General features: G+C 45.4%; 12 protein-coding genes. All 12 read right to left on the reverse strand.

Features of this window, described 5'->3' with window-relative positions:
• Positions 1–50 precede the first annotated feature (50 nt).
• The 12 genes from lepB to FHS17_RS23270 all read right to left on the reverse strand — a co-directional run bounded on the left by lepB (position 51) and on the right by FHS17_RS23270 (position 17,733).
• The gene (gene lepB, locus FHS17_RS23215) at positions 51–629 is read right to left on the reverse strand and encodes a signal peptidase I (RefSeq protein WP_167280841.1); all 579 of its coding nucleotides are present in this window, start codon (positions 627–629) and stop codon (positions 51–53) included.
• Between the two features lie 144 nt (positions 630–773).
• Positions 774–5,735: an S-layer homology domain-containing protein gene (locus FHS17_RS23220; RefSeq protein WP_243865503.1), complete on the reverse strand. Its 4,962-nt coding sequence runs from the start codon at positions 5,733–5,735 to the stop codon at positions 774–776.
• 275 nt (positions 5,736–6,010) lie between these two features.
• On the reverse strand, positions 6,011–8,428 hold the full coding sequence (locus FHS17_RS23225; RefSeq protein ID WP_167280842.1) for a beta propeller repeat protein: 2,418 nt from the start codon (positions 8,426–8,428) through the stop codon (positions 6,011–6,013).
• A gap of 218 nt (positions 8,429–8,646) precedes the next feature.
• On the reverse strand, positions 8,647–10,527 hold the full coding sequence (locus tag FHS17_RS23230) for an ADP-ribosylglycohydrolase family protein (RefSeq protein ID WP_167280843.1): 1,881 nt from the start codon (positions 10,525–10,527) through the stop codon (positions 8,647–8,649).
• Between the two features lie 55 nt (positions 10,528–10,582).
• Positions 10,583–11,017, reverse strand: a complete 435-nt coding sequence (locus tag FHS17_RS23235; RefSeq protein ID WP_167280844.1) for a hypothetical protein — start codon at positions 11,015–11,017, stop codon at positions 10,583–10,585.
• Between the two features lie 128 nt (positions 11,018–11,145).
• The gene (locus FHS17_RS23240; RefSeq protein WP_167280845.1) at positions 11,146–11,637 is read right to left on the reverse strand and encodes an LURP-one-related family protein; all 492 of its coding nucleotides are present in this window, start codon (positions 11,635–11,637) and stop codon (positions 11,146–11,148) included.
• Positions 11,638–11,761: 124 nt separating this feature from the next.
• Positions 11,762–12,220 carry a GyrI-like domain-containing protein gene (locus FHS17_RS23245; RefSeq protein ID WP_167280846.1) on the reverse strand — a complete coding sequence of 153 codons (459 nt, stop codon included), beginning with the start codon at positions 12,218–12,220 and terminating at the stop codon, positions 11,762–11,764.
• Complete coding sequence (locus tag FHS17_RS23250) at positions 12,220–13,032, reverse strand: class I SAM-dependent methyltransferase (protein ID WP_167280847.1); 813 nt, start codon at positions 13,030–13,032, stop codon at positions 12,220–12,222. The genes FHS17_RS23245 and FHS17_RS23250 overlap by 1 nt, the downstream gene beginning before the upstream one ends.
• Positions 13,033–13,145: 113 nt before the next feature.
• The gene (locus tag FHS17_RS23255; RefSeq protein WP_167280848.1) at positions 13,146–14,195 is read right to left on the reverse strand and encodes an ABC transporter substrate-binding protein; all 1,050 of its coding nucleotides are present in this window, start codon (positions 14,193–14,195) and stop codon (positions 13,146–13,148) included.
• Positions 14,196–14,224: 29 nt separating this feature from the next.
• Positions 14,225–15,190 (reverse strand): galactofuranose ABC transporter, permease protein YjfF, encoded by a 966-nt coding sequence (gene yjfF / locus FHS17_RS23260; RefSeq protein WP_167280849.1) that lies wholly within the window; start codon positions 15,188–15,190, stop codon positions 14,225–14,227.
• On the reverse strand, positions 15,183–16,223 hold the full coding sequence (locus FHS17_RS23265; protein WP_167280850.1) for an ABC transporter permease: 1,041 nt from the start codon (positions 16,221–16,223) through the stop codon (positions 15,183–15,185). The genes yjfF and FHS17_RS23265 overlap by 8 nt, the downstream gene beginning before the upstream one ends.
• 4 nt (positions 16,224–16,227) lie before the next feature.
• A complete protein-coding gene (locus tag FHS17_RS23270; RefSeq protein WP_167280851.1) occupies positions 16,228–17,733 on the reverse strand; it encodes a sugar ABC transporter ATP-binding protein in 1,506 nt (501 codons plus the stop codon).
• Positions 17,734–17,787 lie beyond the last annotated feature (54 nt).

Consider the following 17,787-nt stretch of genomic DNA (forward strand, 5'->3'; position numbering starts at 1 on the left):
ATTGTTATAGACGTCACAGAAGCAAATAAAGTTACAAATCCTTACAAGTGTTACTTGTGAGGCTCATAGCCGACTACTTTTCCCAGAATGTCATCACGACTATATGGACCGGCGGTTTGACTGTCATTAAAGCCTCTCCAGCGTACATCTGCCAGGATGAAAAATTGGTCATGCTGCAGTACCAAAGGCTTTTCTAATGAAATATTATTTTTCGATGCAGCATCATTACCATAAAAAGCTTTAAGCTTATGTCCGTTTATATAGACTTGCCCTTTCTTTAAACCTATCTTTTCTCCAGGTAAACCAACAACTCTTGCTAGGTCGGTAGTCTGGTAACTGGTATCCTTTGTTCGGAAAACAACAATATCCCCTCTGGAAATATCATGTTGCTTGTAGTAATGGAAATCTACTAACACCTCCTGATTGACTCCAAATGGATGAGGATAGCCGTAGCCTACTTCGGAAAGCATGCCATCCGTATTCACTTTCACATGAGTTAATTCAGGACCAGGCTGATCAATAACTGGTATTTGCTTTTCCGTTACATCATCAGTCATCGAGCAGCCAGACATCAACAACATGACGATCACAGCCGCAAACAGATACTTAGTCACTCTCCTAATTCCCATCGAATTCCCCCTTGCACCTCTCACCAACTTATTCGCTTGTGATGCGACTATTTCCTTTTGTTTACATCTGCAACTTGATCAACCACACCAACCACTAGAAAAAAATCCGGCTATCGCGAGGATAGCCGGACTTCTTGCTACTTATTATTCCTGAATACTGGTAATCAATCTGTACAAAATAGTAGCCGCTTCAGCACGTGTTGCTGTCTTGTTTGGATAGAACTTGCCTTCCGGCGTTCCTTTAATCAGTCCGGATTTCAAAGACTGCGCGACGGCATCTGCTGCCCAAGCTGCGATCTCACTGCTGTCTTTCAAAGCTGCGAGTTGATCAACGTCTGCAGATTGATTTCCACCAACAAAGGCAAGAACATTTGCAGCGGTTACTGCAAGCTGCTGCTTTGTGATTTTATCATTTGGACGGAATGTTCCATCTGTAAAGCCTTGAATAATTCCTGCTTCAGTTGCCGCTGCTACTGCATCAGCATACCAAGCGTTGCTGGATACATCCTTAAAGTTACTTGCTGTGGAACCTGATGTCAGACCAAGCGCTCTTGTCAGCATCGCTACCCACTCAGCGCGAGTCAACTGCTGCTCTGGAGCGAAAGTATCTGCGGTTTCACCATTCAAAATAAAGCTTGATGCCAGAGTATTAATCTCTTTCTCCGCCCAATGACCTTTTGTATCCGTAAAGGTTTTGCTCGACGCCACTACAGCATAGACACTGTTATGATTCGTACGAATAACTGCTGTTACATTACCGTTTGCATCTGTATTGAACGTGGTTGGTACTGGAACAATTGTCCCATCCGATTCGATCACAATACCCGTAGTTGGCGGCACGGAAGTCTTGCCGAGTTGGATCGTACGAGTGACATAATGTTTGCCAAAACCTTTAACCTCTGTCCAATTGTTCGCGGTGCCAGTCCATACTGTAAATTCAATTGGAGTACCAAGCAATGTACCATTCTTTTTGTTTACTGCTTGGATAGCTGCGTTGTTCGCTTCTTCCGATATAGTCCCAACTCCAATGCGAAGCTGCTGGCCGCTTGCTGCTGTACCACTCAGAATAGCTTGCAGCGGAAGCTCGTAGCTGCCTTGATCGGTTATGACAAGAATGCTCAGTTTGCTGTTTTTATCCAAAAGTTCTTTTAATGCATCAACTGGGAACTGTGCTTGTACTTCACTTACATCGCTCAGATCACGCAAATCAACGGTGATAGAATCAACTTTAGCATCTTGTGCAGCTTGTGCAAGAAGCGCTGCGTTAACTTCAACTATTGAAGTTGCCTTGCCATTCGAATTTGTCTCTGTCTTGGCCATTAAGCCGCTAATGACAGAAACATTACCGTTTGTTGTCACATGACCCGTTCCATCTGTAGGAGTTGTTGAGGGTGGTGTAACCACATTACCGCTTTTTACAACAACAGCAGTTTCAGCCTTGTAACCGCCGTCTTCTGTTGTTACCGTAATTTGCGCAGTACCAACTCCTTTGGCTGTTACAACACCGTCTGCAACTACAGCAACTGAAGTGTCACTGCTGCTCCAATAAAGATTATGATTCTCTGCATTGCTTGGATTAATTGTTGCTGTCAAATTGCCGGTATTCATACCGTTCAAATTAAGCGACAACGCTGATTTATCTAAGGTTACGCCTTCTACCGCTACTGTCGCTTCTGGGTATTTATAGATCTCGAAGTCATCGATCGCCGCCCAGTTACCGGCTTTCGCATCGGAGTATACTCCGATTTGCATAGTACCTAGACCAGTACCAGCTTCCTTTTCAACCACTTCAATATTATCAATTGCAAATGGTGTATACGTACCACCGCTTGCACTCTTCAAATCTTTAGTCAGCTTATCTCCGCCATAATTGGAAACCTCAAGCTGGAACGTATTTTGTCCGCCGCCTGTCCGAACCCATACCTGAACTTTGTACTTGCCGACTGGTACATTAATCGTCTGGAAGTTAGATTGCTTGTAAGCAGAGCCATTCCAATGAGTCAGCTTATACTTGCCGCTTCGTGGTGTATCATTGTCAATGGAGGGAGCTGCGGATTGCTCACCCGGATGCCATTCCTGCCATGGCGAAAGCGTAGGCTTGTTAGCTTGGTCAAGTGTCTCAAAATCCAAATTGTTCGAAGCTGGAATTTTAACTCGTTCACTTGCTACTGTTGGAGCAGCTACTACCGCTTCACTTGCTGCCGATTCATTTCCCGCTTGGTCAACAGCCTTAACGGTAAATGTATATTGTGTGCCTGCTACCAGATTTGCTAGCGTATAGCGAGATTCTGTTGCTGGATCAACGGATGCCCGTTTGAAGCCATTCACATAAATGTTGTATTTAAAGAAATCGTTCTCCAAATTAGGCTCCCAAGTGAGCTTCACTTGTTGGATACCAGGTACAGCTTTCAGACCAACTGGTGCTGCCGGAGCCACAGAGTCCTTACCTGCAGCAGTTGTCGCAGTAACAGATCCACTAGCTGCCGATTCACCAGAAGCGTTGAAGGCAGATACACGATATGAGTACGTAGTGCTGCCTAGCAGGCCTTGATCCACATAGCTTGTTACGTCACCAGCAGATCCGATTAAGCGATAATCCGGGTAAACTCCGTCTTTCTTTGTGTCCGAATTTACTACCGAACGATAGATTTTGTAACCAATCGCATCAGCAGCTTTTGTCCATTGAAGATGGATATTTTGACCATTTTGAAGGTCTGCGGTTACATCTTGAGGAGTAGCAGGTGCATCGTCACCTTGTTCTTCTACAGAAGCTTTCGAAATAACCGGGATCAATTCCACATCGTCAAAAGATGCCCATTCGCCGCCCTTATTAGCGGAGTGAATCCCGATTTCGACTTGTCCGTCTGTCACCTCAATGACTGGAATAACGATCTGTGTCCAGGATCCAACATATGCTGTTGTCCCTGCCGACACACTAAGATCAGGTCCACCATATCTTTTCGCTTCCAGGCTAACGTTGGTATCGCCGCCCTTCTGATACCATACAGATGCTTTGTAGGTTCCGTTTGGCACCTTCACCGTACGATAAGTCGTTTGCTGGTACGACTCAGTACCACCAAGATAGTGGGATAGCTTCATCGAACCTGTTCTTGGACTGTTATTGTCTACGTTCTGAGCATATCCCTGTCCTTCTGGGTTCCACCCATTCCAGCCTGTATTTCCTTCCTCGAAGCCGCCGCCTAGAGCTAAGTAGTTAAAGCTGCTCTGCACGGAATCGAAGGAGAATTGGAACCAGTTCAAGTTTACTTTACCGGAGAACATCACATACAGCTTATGCTTGCCGCTAACGGCTTCGGACTGAACAGCTTTAGTAATCCAGGACTGTGCTCCACCCGTTGAGGTAAGATCTGCTGTTCCAAGCAAAGCGCCAGTTGGACTATCAAGACGGAATTGAATACTAGCATCACCCTCAGCTGCCGCTCTTACTTTGATGCTGGATGTTCCGCTTTGGAACTCCACATTATCGAAAGCAATATAGTTGCCGTTGGCAGCCGAGCCAACATATTTTCCGCCGCCAGTATCTCCAGCAATATCAGTTGTCACACCTACGTTGTCCACGAAATCTTCTGCTTGCATAACCGCATATGGACTAATCGATACCGTGCCAACCTGCGTTCCGCTCCAAACATAGGACGCTATAGCTCCTGCTGGAAGAGTGTACGAAAAGCTCTTCGCACCCCATCTTATTTTGAAGGTTTTTGATTGTTTGGAGGAGTTTAGTGCTAGAAGCACCTTAGTACCATCCGGGTTTAAGAACGCTGCATCTTCAATGCTTCCTGCTCCAAACGTATTCGATTGAATCCGCTTCGCGCCAGGCAGAACGAATTTACTTGCTTGACCAAATGCGTAAAACTCTTCGTTGTAAGTTACATCTGAACTGGTTACTACGTTATTTTCTTCATGGTTAACAACTGTCACGATCCCTCGGCAATCCGAGCAGCCACCTACGAATGGACCGTTGTTTTCATCCAGTGCAATATTCCATTTGAGCGATGTCCGCGCCCAGTTGCGAGTTGCACCAATGATGAGATTTTGATAATCCCAAGCAATGTTGCCGCCGAAATCAGAAGCGAATTCGCCTCCCGAGCTTTCGGTGAAATAAATATCCTTGTCTGGATGCTGGTCATGCACAAGCGATTGTGCATCTACCGAACCGGCATATCCATGGAAGGCTGAACCTGCGATATATTTATTTGCATCTTTATCATTCAGCACGTCAATCGGGTATTGAGGAGTAGACCAGTTATGGTCAAACACAATGATTTTCGTATCGATGCCAGCTTCCTCAAAAGCAGGACCTAAATAATCTTTAACAAATAGAGCCTCATCTTCCGGTTCCATGCGCATACCGGAGTAGTCGCTTGGCTCAAACTGCGGTTCATTTTGGATCGTCACAGCGTCGATTGGAATACCGGCTTCTTCATAATCCTCAATAAATTTAACGAAATATTGCGCGTATACACCATAATACTCTGGCAGCAGCTTACCTTTTTCCATCGCATCCGTTGTTTTCATCCAGCCCGGTGCGGTCCAAGGCGTACCCATGATTTTCAGATCCGGGTTAATCTCTAGCGCTTGCTGGAGAAGAGGAATGATATACTCCTCATCATGCTCGATGGAGAAATTATGAAGTTCAGGGTCAGTCTCGCCCTTAGGCATATCATCGTATGTATATTTGCTTGTTGCGAAATCGCTTGCACCCATTGGCAGACGCAAATAACTGAAACCTGCGCCATCACCTTCACGGCTGAAAAGCTTCTTCATCAATTGATCTTTAGCCGTTGGCTCCATCTTCGAAATCACATAGGCCGATGAATCTGTGAGAGCGCCTCCAAAACCATCAATCGTCTGGTAGGCCGTATTCTCATCTACATCAATCGTCAGCTCAGACGGTGCTCCATCCGTATCAAACGACACATCCTTCTGCCGACTAAGCAAATTGCTCTTATCCCCTGTCGTCATCCATACATTTACCGGATCTGTGGCTGCCGATACCTGTGGTACCGTTATGCCAGTGAAGCTAGATACGATAAGACCTGCAACTAATGTCTGCGCGGCCATCCGTTTCCACATGTTTTCCCCCATGCTTGTGCCCCCTCATTCATATAAGTTCCTTACCTGAAATGGATAATAACATCAAATGAAATCGATTTCAATAACTTTTAAAAGAAAATTTAACCGTTTTTATAAGTTAAGTGGCTTGTTTATAGCATTAAATACCTCATCGCTGTTCTAACACATCACCCTTAATTACTGAAATCGATTTCACAAATAGCCCAAAAACAACCTTTTTCAAGCTTTATTACACCCATTTAAGCAAAACACCTGATGCGCATCTGCACATCAGGTGTTACTAAAACCTATTTATTCCCTTTTGGATCTCCATGCTCAGGCTTATTCTTGCTATCTGCAATATCCCCACGTACAATGCCAAAGCCGTTCGTACCAATATAGACTCGACCGAAAACACGTGGATCACCTGTTATGGCTTGAGTAGCATTAGCATACTGATGCAGGTCGTCGTTAATCCGGATCCAGCTGCGGCCAGAATCATCGGAACGATAGAAGCCGAATTTCCCATTGATTCGGCCATTCATATAGATCGCCATGTATTTTTTACCTGGAGCCGCTTTACCAAAGCCGATCATCGCGGCTTCCTGTACATTTTTCAGCTTCGTGAAGGTTGCACCCGAATCGGTAGAATGGAATACTCCATATGCGCTTTCTGTATTCGTGTTGTCTTTTGCGGCTACTAGCCATATATCACCTTCACCACCTGGCACCGCTTTGAACTTACTATTCAGTTTTGATGGAAGTCCAACTGCTTTAGCCGACTTCACGAATGTTGCGCCGCCATCCATGCTGACGTAGAACGCGCTATTCGCATACGCGTAGAACTTGGATGGATTCACTCGATCAGATGATACCATCGCACCTTCCGGAACACCTGTTGATACGGACCATGTTTGACCGTTATTCCTTGAATAACTTACTGGTCTGCTGATATCCGCAGAAGCACTTTTTGGTGCCCATACGATTGTACTTCCGTTGGCACCAACAGCAACCGTACCGCCTTGTGTTTTATCTCCATCCGCATCCATCCATGCATTTGCAGCAGGTGTCCACGTTACACCGTTATCCACAGAAACACCCATGCGGGCATCTTTATTTTCCGCGTTGCCTACCCGTACAACCAGCTTTGGATTAAGCTCTGCATAATCCAAATCCGTGCTGGTGCCAATATACGGATTCGTAATCATCGTTGGTGCAGTATCCAGATCCTCATGCCGGAATCCGCCGATATCACCCATTGAGCTCATCAGATGAGCACCTTCTGGTGGACTAATAAGTCCAAGTACTGCGGTTTCCTCAATCCCTTGAGCGTAAACGGAGAGTTTAACCTTGTCACCATTATCCCGATCCAATGCTGTCAGATTGTCAGCAGCAAACAGAGTAGCTCCTGTTCCATACAGCAGGCGATCAGGGTTAAATGGATCAATCTCCAGATCACCAATCATCCAGCCCATTTTTGGATTTTGCTCCACATCTGTCGGATTAAACGTTTTACCCCAATCCAGCCACGGTGCTTTGGAATAATCCAGATCATATTTGTTAACTCTTGACCATCCTTCGCCCATCGTCCACAAAGATGTCCATGTAGCACCGCCATCCGTACTGCGGAAAATATGCTCATCCGGCCACCACATATTCATAGTCGCAACCATAATGGTGTTGGGGTTAGAAGGTTCTACTGCTAGTCCGCCAAATGGATAGGACGGAACCGCATTAGCATCTGCAGGAGCAATAACGGCAGGGCTGATATTCGTCCATTCCCCGCTTATCGTATCGTACTTCCAGACGGAGCCTGCTTTTGTCCCATTCCCTGCTGCACCATCATAAGGACCAATCGCACTGTTGTAGGTGATATACAGCTTCCCATCTGAAGCTAATACACCATGATGCGGTACGAAGCCTTCATTAGGCTGTCCTTCCATCGGCGCCCAGGTGACCCCGCCGTCCGTACTTTTATAGATGCTTTTCTCCGTATCTGCTACACCAACATAAATCGTTTGAGTCGTTTGCGCATTTTTCTTATTCTTTTTATCCGCCTTCTTCCCTGTACTTGGATCAAATGTAACCCACACAGGCCCTACTTGGCCGCCGTAATATTCTTTTACATTTTGCCCGGCTGTGAAGCTTGTCACCTTACGCCAGGTGGCGCCATAATCGGTGCTTCTCCATAACCCGTTGCCGTTACGTGCTCCAAAGTACAGAACGCTATTATTATTTGGATCAATTACAAGGCGTTCGCCCATCGAGCGACCCGGCATGTTGCCGCCGAATTTAAAAGGCAGTATAGTCTTTTTCCAAGTCTCTCCTTTATCTGTGGAGCGCAGCATGACACCGTTCTGATCTGTAAAATCATTCGAGTATGTGCCTGCAGCGATATAAACTCGGTTTGGATCAACCGGGTCAGTCGCGAGACTCTCTACACCAGCCATATTCCACTCATCAAATCCTACCCAATCGAGCAGCTGCTTCCAGGAATTCGTCTGTTTGTTCCAGCGGTATGCGCCGCCCATGTCCGTTCTGACGTAGACGAGGTCTTTCTCGGAAGGGTTGTAAATAATACCGGGGATAAAGCCTCCTCCAACTGTTTCTACTCTACCCCAATCATAGCTTTGCATTCTTGTGCCTGACGAAGCCATAACCGCATTGCCACCCAGACTAATCACTAGCGCGATAATAGCGATAAACCCTACAACCTTTTTCCTCATTACACCTTCTCCTCTGTATTTGGATTCATTTAGCACATTAAATGTAAACGCTTTCTTAAAGTGCCGTTGTTATCGTACAATGGATCCCACCCCCAATAACACCCTTGGATTTATATGTAAAATCAGTTGTTTATTTGACATTCATACTTACTTGAACGCGTAAAAAAAAAAAAGCTTTCCAGAGTGGTCAACCATTCGGGAAAGCTTTTCTCACCATGTTATTGATTAATTGATTTGAACAAAATATCCGTATGGTAATAATGCGAACCTGGTGTTCGTGTTTCTTCGGAAGCAACTGGCAGCACATACAATTGCAGCTGATCATCCGTCTTCTCGATCTCAATAATGAGTGGATTATCGCCTTTTTTCAGCTGAACAACTGCACCTTTCGACTTAGGAGCCCGGTGATAGGCTGGCATAAATACCGTTGCTTCCTGAGCGTCAATAACTAGCTGGCCATTAAGCGTTGCCCGAACAGGTGATATGGTACTTGCTAGAAGCAGAATCTCGCGGTCATCCGGAGAATACAGAAGTGTTTCTGCACGATAGACTCCTTTAGCCTTTGTATTTAACAGCTTCCCAAAATCTACGAGATTGCCTGCTACATTTACATCAACGCCATCATTGGACAAAGGTGAATAGAGCTTCCAAGAAGCCGTCGCCACCAGTGAGAAGATAACTTTTTCCGTATTCCAAATATGTCCGTCATGATCACGTTCGATCACAAGTGCAAGCTCATAGGATGATCGCAGCTCAGCATCTGAAGTAGCCTGCGCCTCCCATAAGAATGATTCTCCCGCAGGCAGCTTAAAGGCACTTTGTTCCGTCTTCGTCCAGCCTTCAGGTGTGCTCAGCGATAATCGGCCTGTCCATTCTTCACCCGTACGATTCGTTAATTGAAAACGAAGATAATGTGTATCAAAAAGTCCAATTACAGGTAACTGGTCTTGATATTGGATTTCTACTTCAATGCCATGATCGGCCATCGTTCCCTGCGGTACGATATAACAATTCTTTTTAAAATCCTGACTCTGTACCTTCAAAGTCGAGGCTGTTGGCTTCAGCAAACTCGATTCAATCGAAGTCTTCTGATCTTTACGGATATCTACAGGAGAATCCCATACCGCCAATACCTCTTTTGCTGCTCGAATTGTACGTCGAGTAAGCTCGTCAAGATCTGCCGGGACTGGGAAACCTTTAATGGGTGGACTCACGACTACTTTATCTCCAATTGGCTCAATCCAATTAGCCGGAAGTGAATCAGCACCGCCGATGATGCCTAAGATCGCTCCCAGCGTTGCAGCTGTGCAATCCGTATCATAGCCGCAGTTAACCGCTTTCAATATCGCGTCTCCAAAGTCCTCTCCATACAGCCAGCCTAGAATGGTGAATGCGATATTTTGCGGAGCATCTGTAAAGTTATCGCTGCCATGATGCTCTAGAACCAAGGCACGAGCCTCCAGCCAATCCTTGCCTTCCCGGTGCCAATCGATTAAATCCTTCACAGCAAGTGCCGTACGGCAGTCAATAGGAATATAACTTAGTCCAATCTGAATCAGAGTATCACGGTCACTTTCAGCAAAGGCAGCGCTTTCAATTGCAGCGAAGAACATTTCACCATAAACGCCCTCTCCACCCGCGTGATCCAGAATCGCATCCTGATAAGCATAATGGGCCGCAATATTAGGTGCACAAGGAGCAACCATCGCCCACAGCTCCGAACGGATTGGCGAGCCCATACAGTCTACAAACGGATTGTTGAACGAGCCTGCTACCGGAGGAATAAGACCTCTGCGAAGATTGGTCAGAGCATAGCCATATTCGTCATATGGGAAAAACACATGCTCCAGCCATTCCTGAGCTAGTTCTTTGGCCGTCATTCGAGCGCCATGTCGCTCAATGGCATGCAGCGCGACTAATTGCAGGTCGAGGTCATCATTTGCCAATGGCAGATTTTTAAGCTCCGGATAAAAATCAAGCTCCAAAACCTCCATTTTACCTTCAACAGGGCCGCCTAACGTCCCCCCGATATTTTTTCCCATCCAGCCGCCGTATACTTTCTGGTAAAACTCTTCCTCGTTCAAGACACTTCTGCTCATTCCGGTCTAGCCCCTTTCGATTGGTAGGACTAAGAATATGACAAACGGTGGATAGCTAAGTACTTACAAGCCCGCGAGGATCAAGAAACTTCGTCTGTTCATCCAACTGCGGGGAAGAATACCAATCATTCTGTTCAATATGGGAGCCATATTTGATTGTATGAATGACCGAGTTAGAAGACAGATAAATGTTGTGATGAATGTAGGGGGTGACCATTACGCTCTCCCCTTCTTTTAAAACGGTTATTTTCAATTGGCCATTATGTATTTCTGCATAAACCATCCAACCTGCTTGGACGACATAGAGCTCGGAGGAGGATTGATGATAATGACTATTTTGCCAGCCGCCTACATCAGAAGCTTCGGTTCGACAATAGGAGCTGCCGTCTGTCAAACAATTCAGCCTATACCTTCGTTCGCCATTATCCATCCTGTCATGTCTCGGTTCAATGCCTTTCGAAATGGCTTCCTCTTCTGAAATCCTCTGCAATCCACATCACTCCGTAAATGTAATCGCTAACACTTCTTTCTACTTCAATGTACCATAAATAAAGAGAAGGTAGTCATATCAAAAAAGAATGACGCCTGGACAAATTGTCCAAGCGTCATTTTTTTGTTCTAATTCCCCGCATTATTAGCAGCCTTCTGTATGGCGTGCATCCCAATAATGACTGCTACGAGCTCATAAGAGTCGAGAAATTCACATTGATTATCCAATAGAAAAGCGCCTGACGATAACCACCCGTTAACCTGTTTAAACTGGGCGACAACGTTTTCAGAATCATCTATAATCTCATATTCCTTCGAAAATGCAGGAGAAATAATCTCGTAGCTGCCCCGTCCAATCGTCTCATAGGTGTACTTCTTAGAGAAAAACGTAAGCCTGCTTCTCAGTATACCTATTTGCTCGCCATCGGCTCCATTAATTTCCCATTTGCCTGAAAAGAAAGGAAATTTCCCGTTATACAGCAGCTCGTCATTTGGCCCATAAATATCAATTGCAGATCCAAATGAACTTCTAAGATCAAGATGTCCAACTTTCCCTTCCTGTTCATCCAGAATCTCCGTTAAGCCGGCATTCCAAAAATTATCGCGAAAGTATAATTGCATGTTACTCGCCCCTTTGATGTATAGTCCCGAGCTGCTTATATTATTGATTACGGCTCTTGTAGGAGAAATGTTGCATACACTTTCGAAAATCCGCTAACTAATAATCTTCTTGAAATCTACCAACTTACAAGATAGGAATATAGATATCCGCGTTGTTCATATTCTGCTCTTCACCAAAGCGGTACACTTCGAGAGCTAGTGATCTAGCATTGTTAGTAAGATTCATAGATTCCAGTGATGAGTTAATTAACTCATATGGATTTTGATCAGCAGATCGCACTTTCGCATAACGCTGGCTTGGCATTGAAAAACCGATCATTCTTTCCGGAACTTCGCCGATGCTGGTTACTTCCATGCAATAAATATAGGTAAAGAGATAGTCATTGGCGAAATGAGGACAGACATAGGCCTTCGAATCAACCATTCCCTCAATCTCATCTAGCCTGGACAGAAATACTTGAAAAGTTTTCTGAATAGCTTCAGGGTCTACTCGCTTGAAAGCATTAGTTACAGCTACTCCAATAAAATGCTTCTCACTTAGCGTAACAATCTCAACCTGTACAACCTGCTGATCACTAGACATTAGACTCTTTCCTCCTCACTTTTATTTGGAAAAAGCGGCTCCAATGTCACATCCAGCTTATCCGCCACTAAGGTATAGAACTCAGGAAAACGTGGATCCGATGGGCTTGGAATCTCTTCAAAGGTTCGTATCATTAGCCCCGCGGAACCAATTGCGCTTAGAATGTCCCCCACCGTCCAACCACGGCCAAGCACCTTCCCGAGTCCAGACTGTTCTTCCTCAGGCAATAGCTTCGCGAACGCTACGTCACCTTCTCTAACAGAATCATCAAAATAATTCCCGCTTGGCTCATTCAAGTTATATGTACTAGCCCAAGCTCTGGCGAAGGGATGGAAGTCCGTCAGCAGCAATCGTCCATGAGGACGTAACCGACGGCGAACAACTTCAAAGATGTCTCCAAGATCCATGAAATAATGCAATATCCCGAATTCCATCAGTACGAAATCATATTCGCCTAGCGTATCTTCATCGGGAATGCTCAGTACATCGGAGCAAATATAATCCAGTTTCACCTCAACTGCTGCTGCAACATCAAGGGCATATCGCTGATTTTCTTCCGATAGATCAACAACGGTAACTTCTGCACCACGCATGGCTAGTGAGATTGCTTTCCTCCCATGCGAGCCTAATAGATTAAGAATCCGTTTCCCTGCTGGATCTCCGATATATTTTAGCCAATAACGTAAATGATGACTGCCGGTCTGTTTTAACGTCTCTGCTAATTGTTCAGGAGTGCCATAATGCCGAACCCAAGCTTGATAGGCTTTCGTTTCCCAAGCGATTTTATTTGCCTTAACCAGTTCTTCCTGCATTCTTTACACATCTCCCTCAAATTCCATATGTTTACAATCTATTATATGCGACAATAGCGCTATAAAAAAAGAAGAAATCCGCTTAGTATCACGGATTTCTTCACTATTATAGATTAAAATTTACGCTGACTTACGACTTCCGCAGCTCTCTCCTGAGTAAAGATATCTTCCGGTGGAACCATTCGTTTCGGAAGAGTCCGGCCAGCCATAATCTCCTTAGCAGCCTGCATAAGCTGAGGACCTAAGAGAGGATTACACTCTACAACAGCGTTTAGTTTACCAGATGCAAGCTCTTCAAGTGCTTTCCTGGAACCATCAACGGAGATGACAACAATGTCGATGCCCGGCTTAAGACCTGCTTCCTCAATCGATTCAATTGCACCAAGAGCCATATCATCATTATGGGCGAATAACACCTGTGGCCGCTCATCTGGAGGAACGTTCAGGAAGCTGCGCATAACCTCCCTGCCCTTTTCTTCCGTAAAGTCTGCAGGGACACTTTGCGTAATGACCATATCTTCTCTAGCCGCAATAATGCTGCGGAACCCTTCTCCCCTCTGTATAGAAGGAGTTGAGCCTTTGGTTCCCTGCAGCTCGGCAATCCGGATTAGGCCAGTTTCGTTACGCATCCGGTCGATCAAATATTTCCCGGCTTTTACTCCCTCTTCATACAAGTTCGAACCGATCGTTGTCACGAATAGAGAGGTATCCTTCACATTAACAGATCGGTCAAGGATAACTACAGGAATACCTGCTTGTTTGATTTCCTTCAGAATGTCTTCCCAGCCGGATTCAACAACCGGAGCGATTGCAATGACATCAACCTTCATCTGGATAAAAGAACGGATCGCTTCGAATTGTTTCGTTTGAGACTGATCTGCATTTTTTATAACCAAATGAATGCCAGATTCAGCTGCTGCATCCTGGACGGATGCAGTATTGGCCAGTCGCCATGCACTCTCGCTTCCCAGTTGAGAGAATCCCAGCGTAATAGGCTTTTCCTGCTTCACCTTAGAGGCGGATGTTTTGAGCCAATCACTGATGGCAGGAGGCTCCTCGCTGTCTATGGATTGTACGGGGGCTGGAGCTTCGCCGCCGGAAGTGCAGCCTTGCAGCATGAATAGTAAGAATACACCTAGCACCAGATAAACAAGCTGCTTCATGCTCCGCCCCCTTTATTTCTACTAAATTGTCACGATTTTAGCGTTACCCGTCGATCACTTAATAGTCTCTGGAAGAGTATAAATACAAACAATAATAAACCAATTACGATTTTGGTCCACCAAGAGCTTAGTGTTCCTTCAAAGCTAATTATAGTTTGGATAACCCCCTGTATCAATACACCGATGAATGTACCTGCGACGTATCCGACACCACCAGTGAGGAGTGTTCCACCAATAACAACGGCAGCGATTGTATCCAACTCAAGTCCCATAGCATGCAGGCCATAACCGGACAGCATATAGAAGGTGAAGACTACTCCAGCAAGTGCCGAACAGAAGCCGCTGAACGTGTACACTAGAATTTTAGTTCTAGCAACCGGCAAGCCCATAAGCAAAGCCGATTGTTCGCTTCCACCGATCGCATAGACGTTACGTCCAAATCTCGTATAATGTGCTAAGAAGATTGCTGCTAGAACAACTGCAAGCGCGATAATGACATTAATGGAGATAAAACTGCCGCCAGGAAGCGAGATCTTCGTCTGAGCGACTTTCGTAAAGAAGGAATTTGTCACCGTAATTGTATTGATGCTGATGATATAACAAATACCGCGTGCTAGGAACATTCCAGCTAGAGTAACAATAAACGGCTGAATCTTGAAATAATGAATGATGGCCCCCATTACAGTACCAAACAATGCTCCAATAATGAGCACCAGCGGTATAACAACACCAGGCGACCAGCCTTGCTGCTCGACCAAGCTTGCACTTAACATCGTAGTCAGTGCAATAACGGAGCCTACCGACAAGTCAATGCCGCCGGAAATAATAACAAAGGTCATCCCTACTGCTGTAATAATAAGAAAGGAATTATCGATCAGCAGATTATACAGCACCTGCGCGGAGAAAAATCCAGTGTAACGGAAGGAACCTGCAGCGAACATAGCTGCAAGCAAGCCAAATGTCACTAGAATGGGAACGAATTTTCGATTAAGCATGGCGGGTAACCTCCTGTTCAGCAGGGTAATTTCGTTTCTTCCAGCGAGTCATTAGCGTCTTGCGGAATGATTCGGATTGAATCAGACAAACGGCTAGGACAACAAAGGCTTTTACAACAAGCGTAATTTCGGGTGGAACTCCAATCATATAGATGGTCGTCGTTAGAGTTTGAATGATTAGCGCTCCAACTACCGTTCCCATCAAATAGAATCGACCGCCATTAAGCGAAGTGCCGCCGATAACAACAGCCAAAATCGCATCAAGCTCATACCATAGACCGGCGTTATTGCCATCTGCACTGGATACATTCGAGCTTAGAATTAATCCCGCAATCCCCGCACATAGTCCACAAAAGATGTACACGGTTAAGATTACTGTCTTGGAACGAAGACCTGCCAGACGGCTTGCATTAGAATTGCTGCCTACCGATTCGATAAATAATCCAAGAGCAGTTCGCCGCGTCAAGAGGGATGCGATAAGCAGAACAGCTGCAACGATAAAAATAGAAAACGGCAAGGCTGCAAGCGATCCTGCGCCGATATATTCATAATTAGAATTGGACACCGTAATAATCTGTCCGCTAGTAATCAATTGTGCGATACCTCGTCCGGCAACCATGAGAATAAGAGTTGCGATAATCGGTTGTATTCGGGTAACCGTAACGAGTACACCATTCCATACTCCAAGTATGATTGAAAGAACGATGGACGCACCAACTGCACCAAGTACAAGAAGGAGCGAGTTTTGATCGGTTCCTTTACTAATGGATAGACACGCCATCGCACCTGAGATAGCGACAATGGATCCCACGGATAAATCGATACCGCCAGTTGCAATTACTAGGGTCATCCCAATAGAAACAAGGATAAGAGGTGCTCCAAAATTAAGAATATCAATGAGACTGCCATACAAGTTCCCCTGCCGAACAACAATCGAGAAGAAATCCGGGGAATAGATCAAATTAAATAGTAGTAAGGTACCCAGCACAACTAACGGCCAGAACAAATAATGTTGGTACAGCTTGCCTCGCATAGTGTTATCCTCCTGCCATCGCTTGCATGATTTGCTGTTGATTGATCTCGCCGCTGCCTAATTCTTTCACTTTCGTGCGGTCACGCAGGATGGCAACACGGTCGCTCACCCGAATAACCTCTTCCATCTCCGATGAAATAAACAAGACAGACATTCCTTGCTTCGCTAAGGAAAGGACCAGCTTCTGAATTTCGGCCTTTGCCCCGATATCAATACCTCTTGTAGGTTCATCAAGAATAAGCAAATCCGGTTCTGTTAAAAGCCAGCGAGCAAGTAATACCTTTTGCTGATTGCCTCCGCTTAAATTTTTGATTAAATGCTCAGGGTTAGGCGGATTAATATTCAGCATTTTAATATATTGATCAGCAATCTCATCCTGCTTCTTGCGAGATAAGGGTCTAGACCAGCCTCGTGTCGCTTGAAGGGCTAGAATAATATTTTCGCGTACGGTCAGGTCATCAATGATACCTTCTGTCTTACGGTTCTCTGAGCAAAAGGCAATTCCTTGATCAATCGCTTGTCTTGGTGACTTCACCGTGCTTCCAGATTCGGCAACAACCAGCTTACCTTCATCAGGCCGATCAACACCAAAGAGCAATCTTGCGATCTCTGTTCGTCCGGATCCTAGAAGACCCGCTAGTCCTACCACTTCACCTTTGCGAATCTCCAGATTAAATGGCTTAATTGCGCCTTTTCGTCCGAGCTCAGAGGCGGTAATCATCGTGTTACCAACGCTCGATTTAGATTCTTCAGACAGCTTTGGCAGTTCTTCCAGCAGCTTAAGCTCCTTGCCTATCATCTTCAGCACCAGCTCGATCTTCGGAAGTTCGGCAGCCAGATATTCCCCTTCCAATTCCCCATTACGAAGCACCGTAATTCGATCCGACATCTCATAGACTTGATCAAGGAAATGGGTAACGAACAAGATGGCGAGACCTTCACTCTTCAACTTCCGCATAATGCTAAAAAGCTGCTGAACTTCGTTCTGATCTAGACTGGAGGTTGGTTCGTCCAGAATAAGTACTTTCGCAGAGATACTTAATGCACGCGCAATTGCAATTAGCTGTTGGATCGCAACCGAATAAGCATGAAGCGGCAACGTCACATCAATCGACAGATTTAATCGCTCTCTTAGCAGCTGGTCCGCATCTTTATTCATCTTCTTCCATTGAATTTTGCCGAATTTCAAAGGCTCTCTTCCAATGAAAATATTTTCCGCCACGGTCAAATTGGGACATAGATTCACTTCCTGATAAACCGTACTAATCCCAGCCTTCTGTGCCTCAAGTGGACCGGAGATGGAAACTGACTGATCCTCGATCATAACCGAGCCTTCATCAATGGAGTAAACACCGGTCAACACTTTAATCAGAGTTGATTTGCCCGCTCCATTTTCGCCCATCAAGGCATGAACTTCTCCCGGAAACAACCGGAAATCAACGTTAGATAACGCCTTAACTCCTGGGAATCGCTTCGTGATTCCTGTCATTTCTAATATTGGTACAAGCATGGATTCCTCTCCTTCTCCAGAAGAAAAAGCCACCCAGCGACGAAACTGGCCGAT

This window comes from Paenibacillus lupini (assembly GCF_011761355.1).
Lineage (GTDB): Bacteria > Bacillota > Bacilli > Paenibacillales > Paenibacillaceae > Pristimantibacillus > Pristimantibacillus lupini.

Excerpts from the sequence above, each read along its gene's own strand:
- lepB (WP_167280841.1), bottom strand. The coding sequence starts at position 629 with ATGGGAATTAGGAGAGTGACTAAGTATCTGTTTGCGGCTGTGATCGTC.
- FHS17_RS23255 (WP_167280848.1), bottom strand. The coding sequence starts at position 14,195 with ATGAAGCAGCTTGTTTATCTGGTGCTAGGTGTATTCTTACTATTCATG.
- FHS17_RS23240 (WP_167280845.1), bottom strand. The coding sequence starts at position 11,637 with ATGCAATTATACTTTCGCGATAATTTTTGGAATGCCGGCTTAACGGAG.
- FHS17_RS23250 (WP_167280847.1), bottom strand. The coding sequence starts at position 13,032 with ATGCAGGAAGAACTGGTTAAGGCAAATAAAATCGCTTGGGAAACGAAA.
- FHS17_RS23265 (WP_167280850.1), bottom strand. The coding sequence starts at position 16,223 with ATGCGAGGCAAGCTGTACCAACATTATTTGTTCTGGCCGTTAGTTGTG.
- FHS17_RS23230 (WP_167280843.1), bottom strand. The coding sequence starts at position 10,527 with ATGAGCAGAAGTGTCTTGAACGAGGAAGAGTTTTACCAGAAAGTATAC.
- FHS17_RS23245 (WP_167280846.1), bottom strand. The coding sequence starts at position 12,220 with ATGTCTAGTGATCAGCAGGTTGTACAGGTTGAGATTGTTACGCTAAGT.
- FHS17_RS23225 (WP_167280842.1), bottom strand. The coding sequence starts at position 8,428 with ATGAGGAAAAAGGTTGTAGGGTTTATCGCTATTATCGCGCTAGTGATT.
- FHS17_RS23220 (WP_243865503.1), bottom strand. The coding sequence starts at position 5,735 with ATGGGGGAAAACATGTGGAAACGGATGGCCGCGCAGACATTAGTTGCA.
- yjfF (WP_167280849.1), bottom strand. The coding sequence starts at position 15,190 with ATGCTTAATCGAAAATTCGTTCCCATTCTAGTGACATTTGGCTTGCTT.
- FHS17_RS23270 (WP_167280851.1), bottom strand. The coding sequence starts at position 17,733 with ATGCTTGTACCAATATTAGAAATGACAGGAATCACGAAGCGATTCCCA.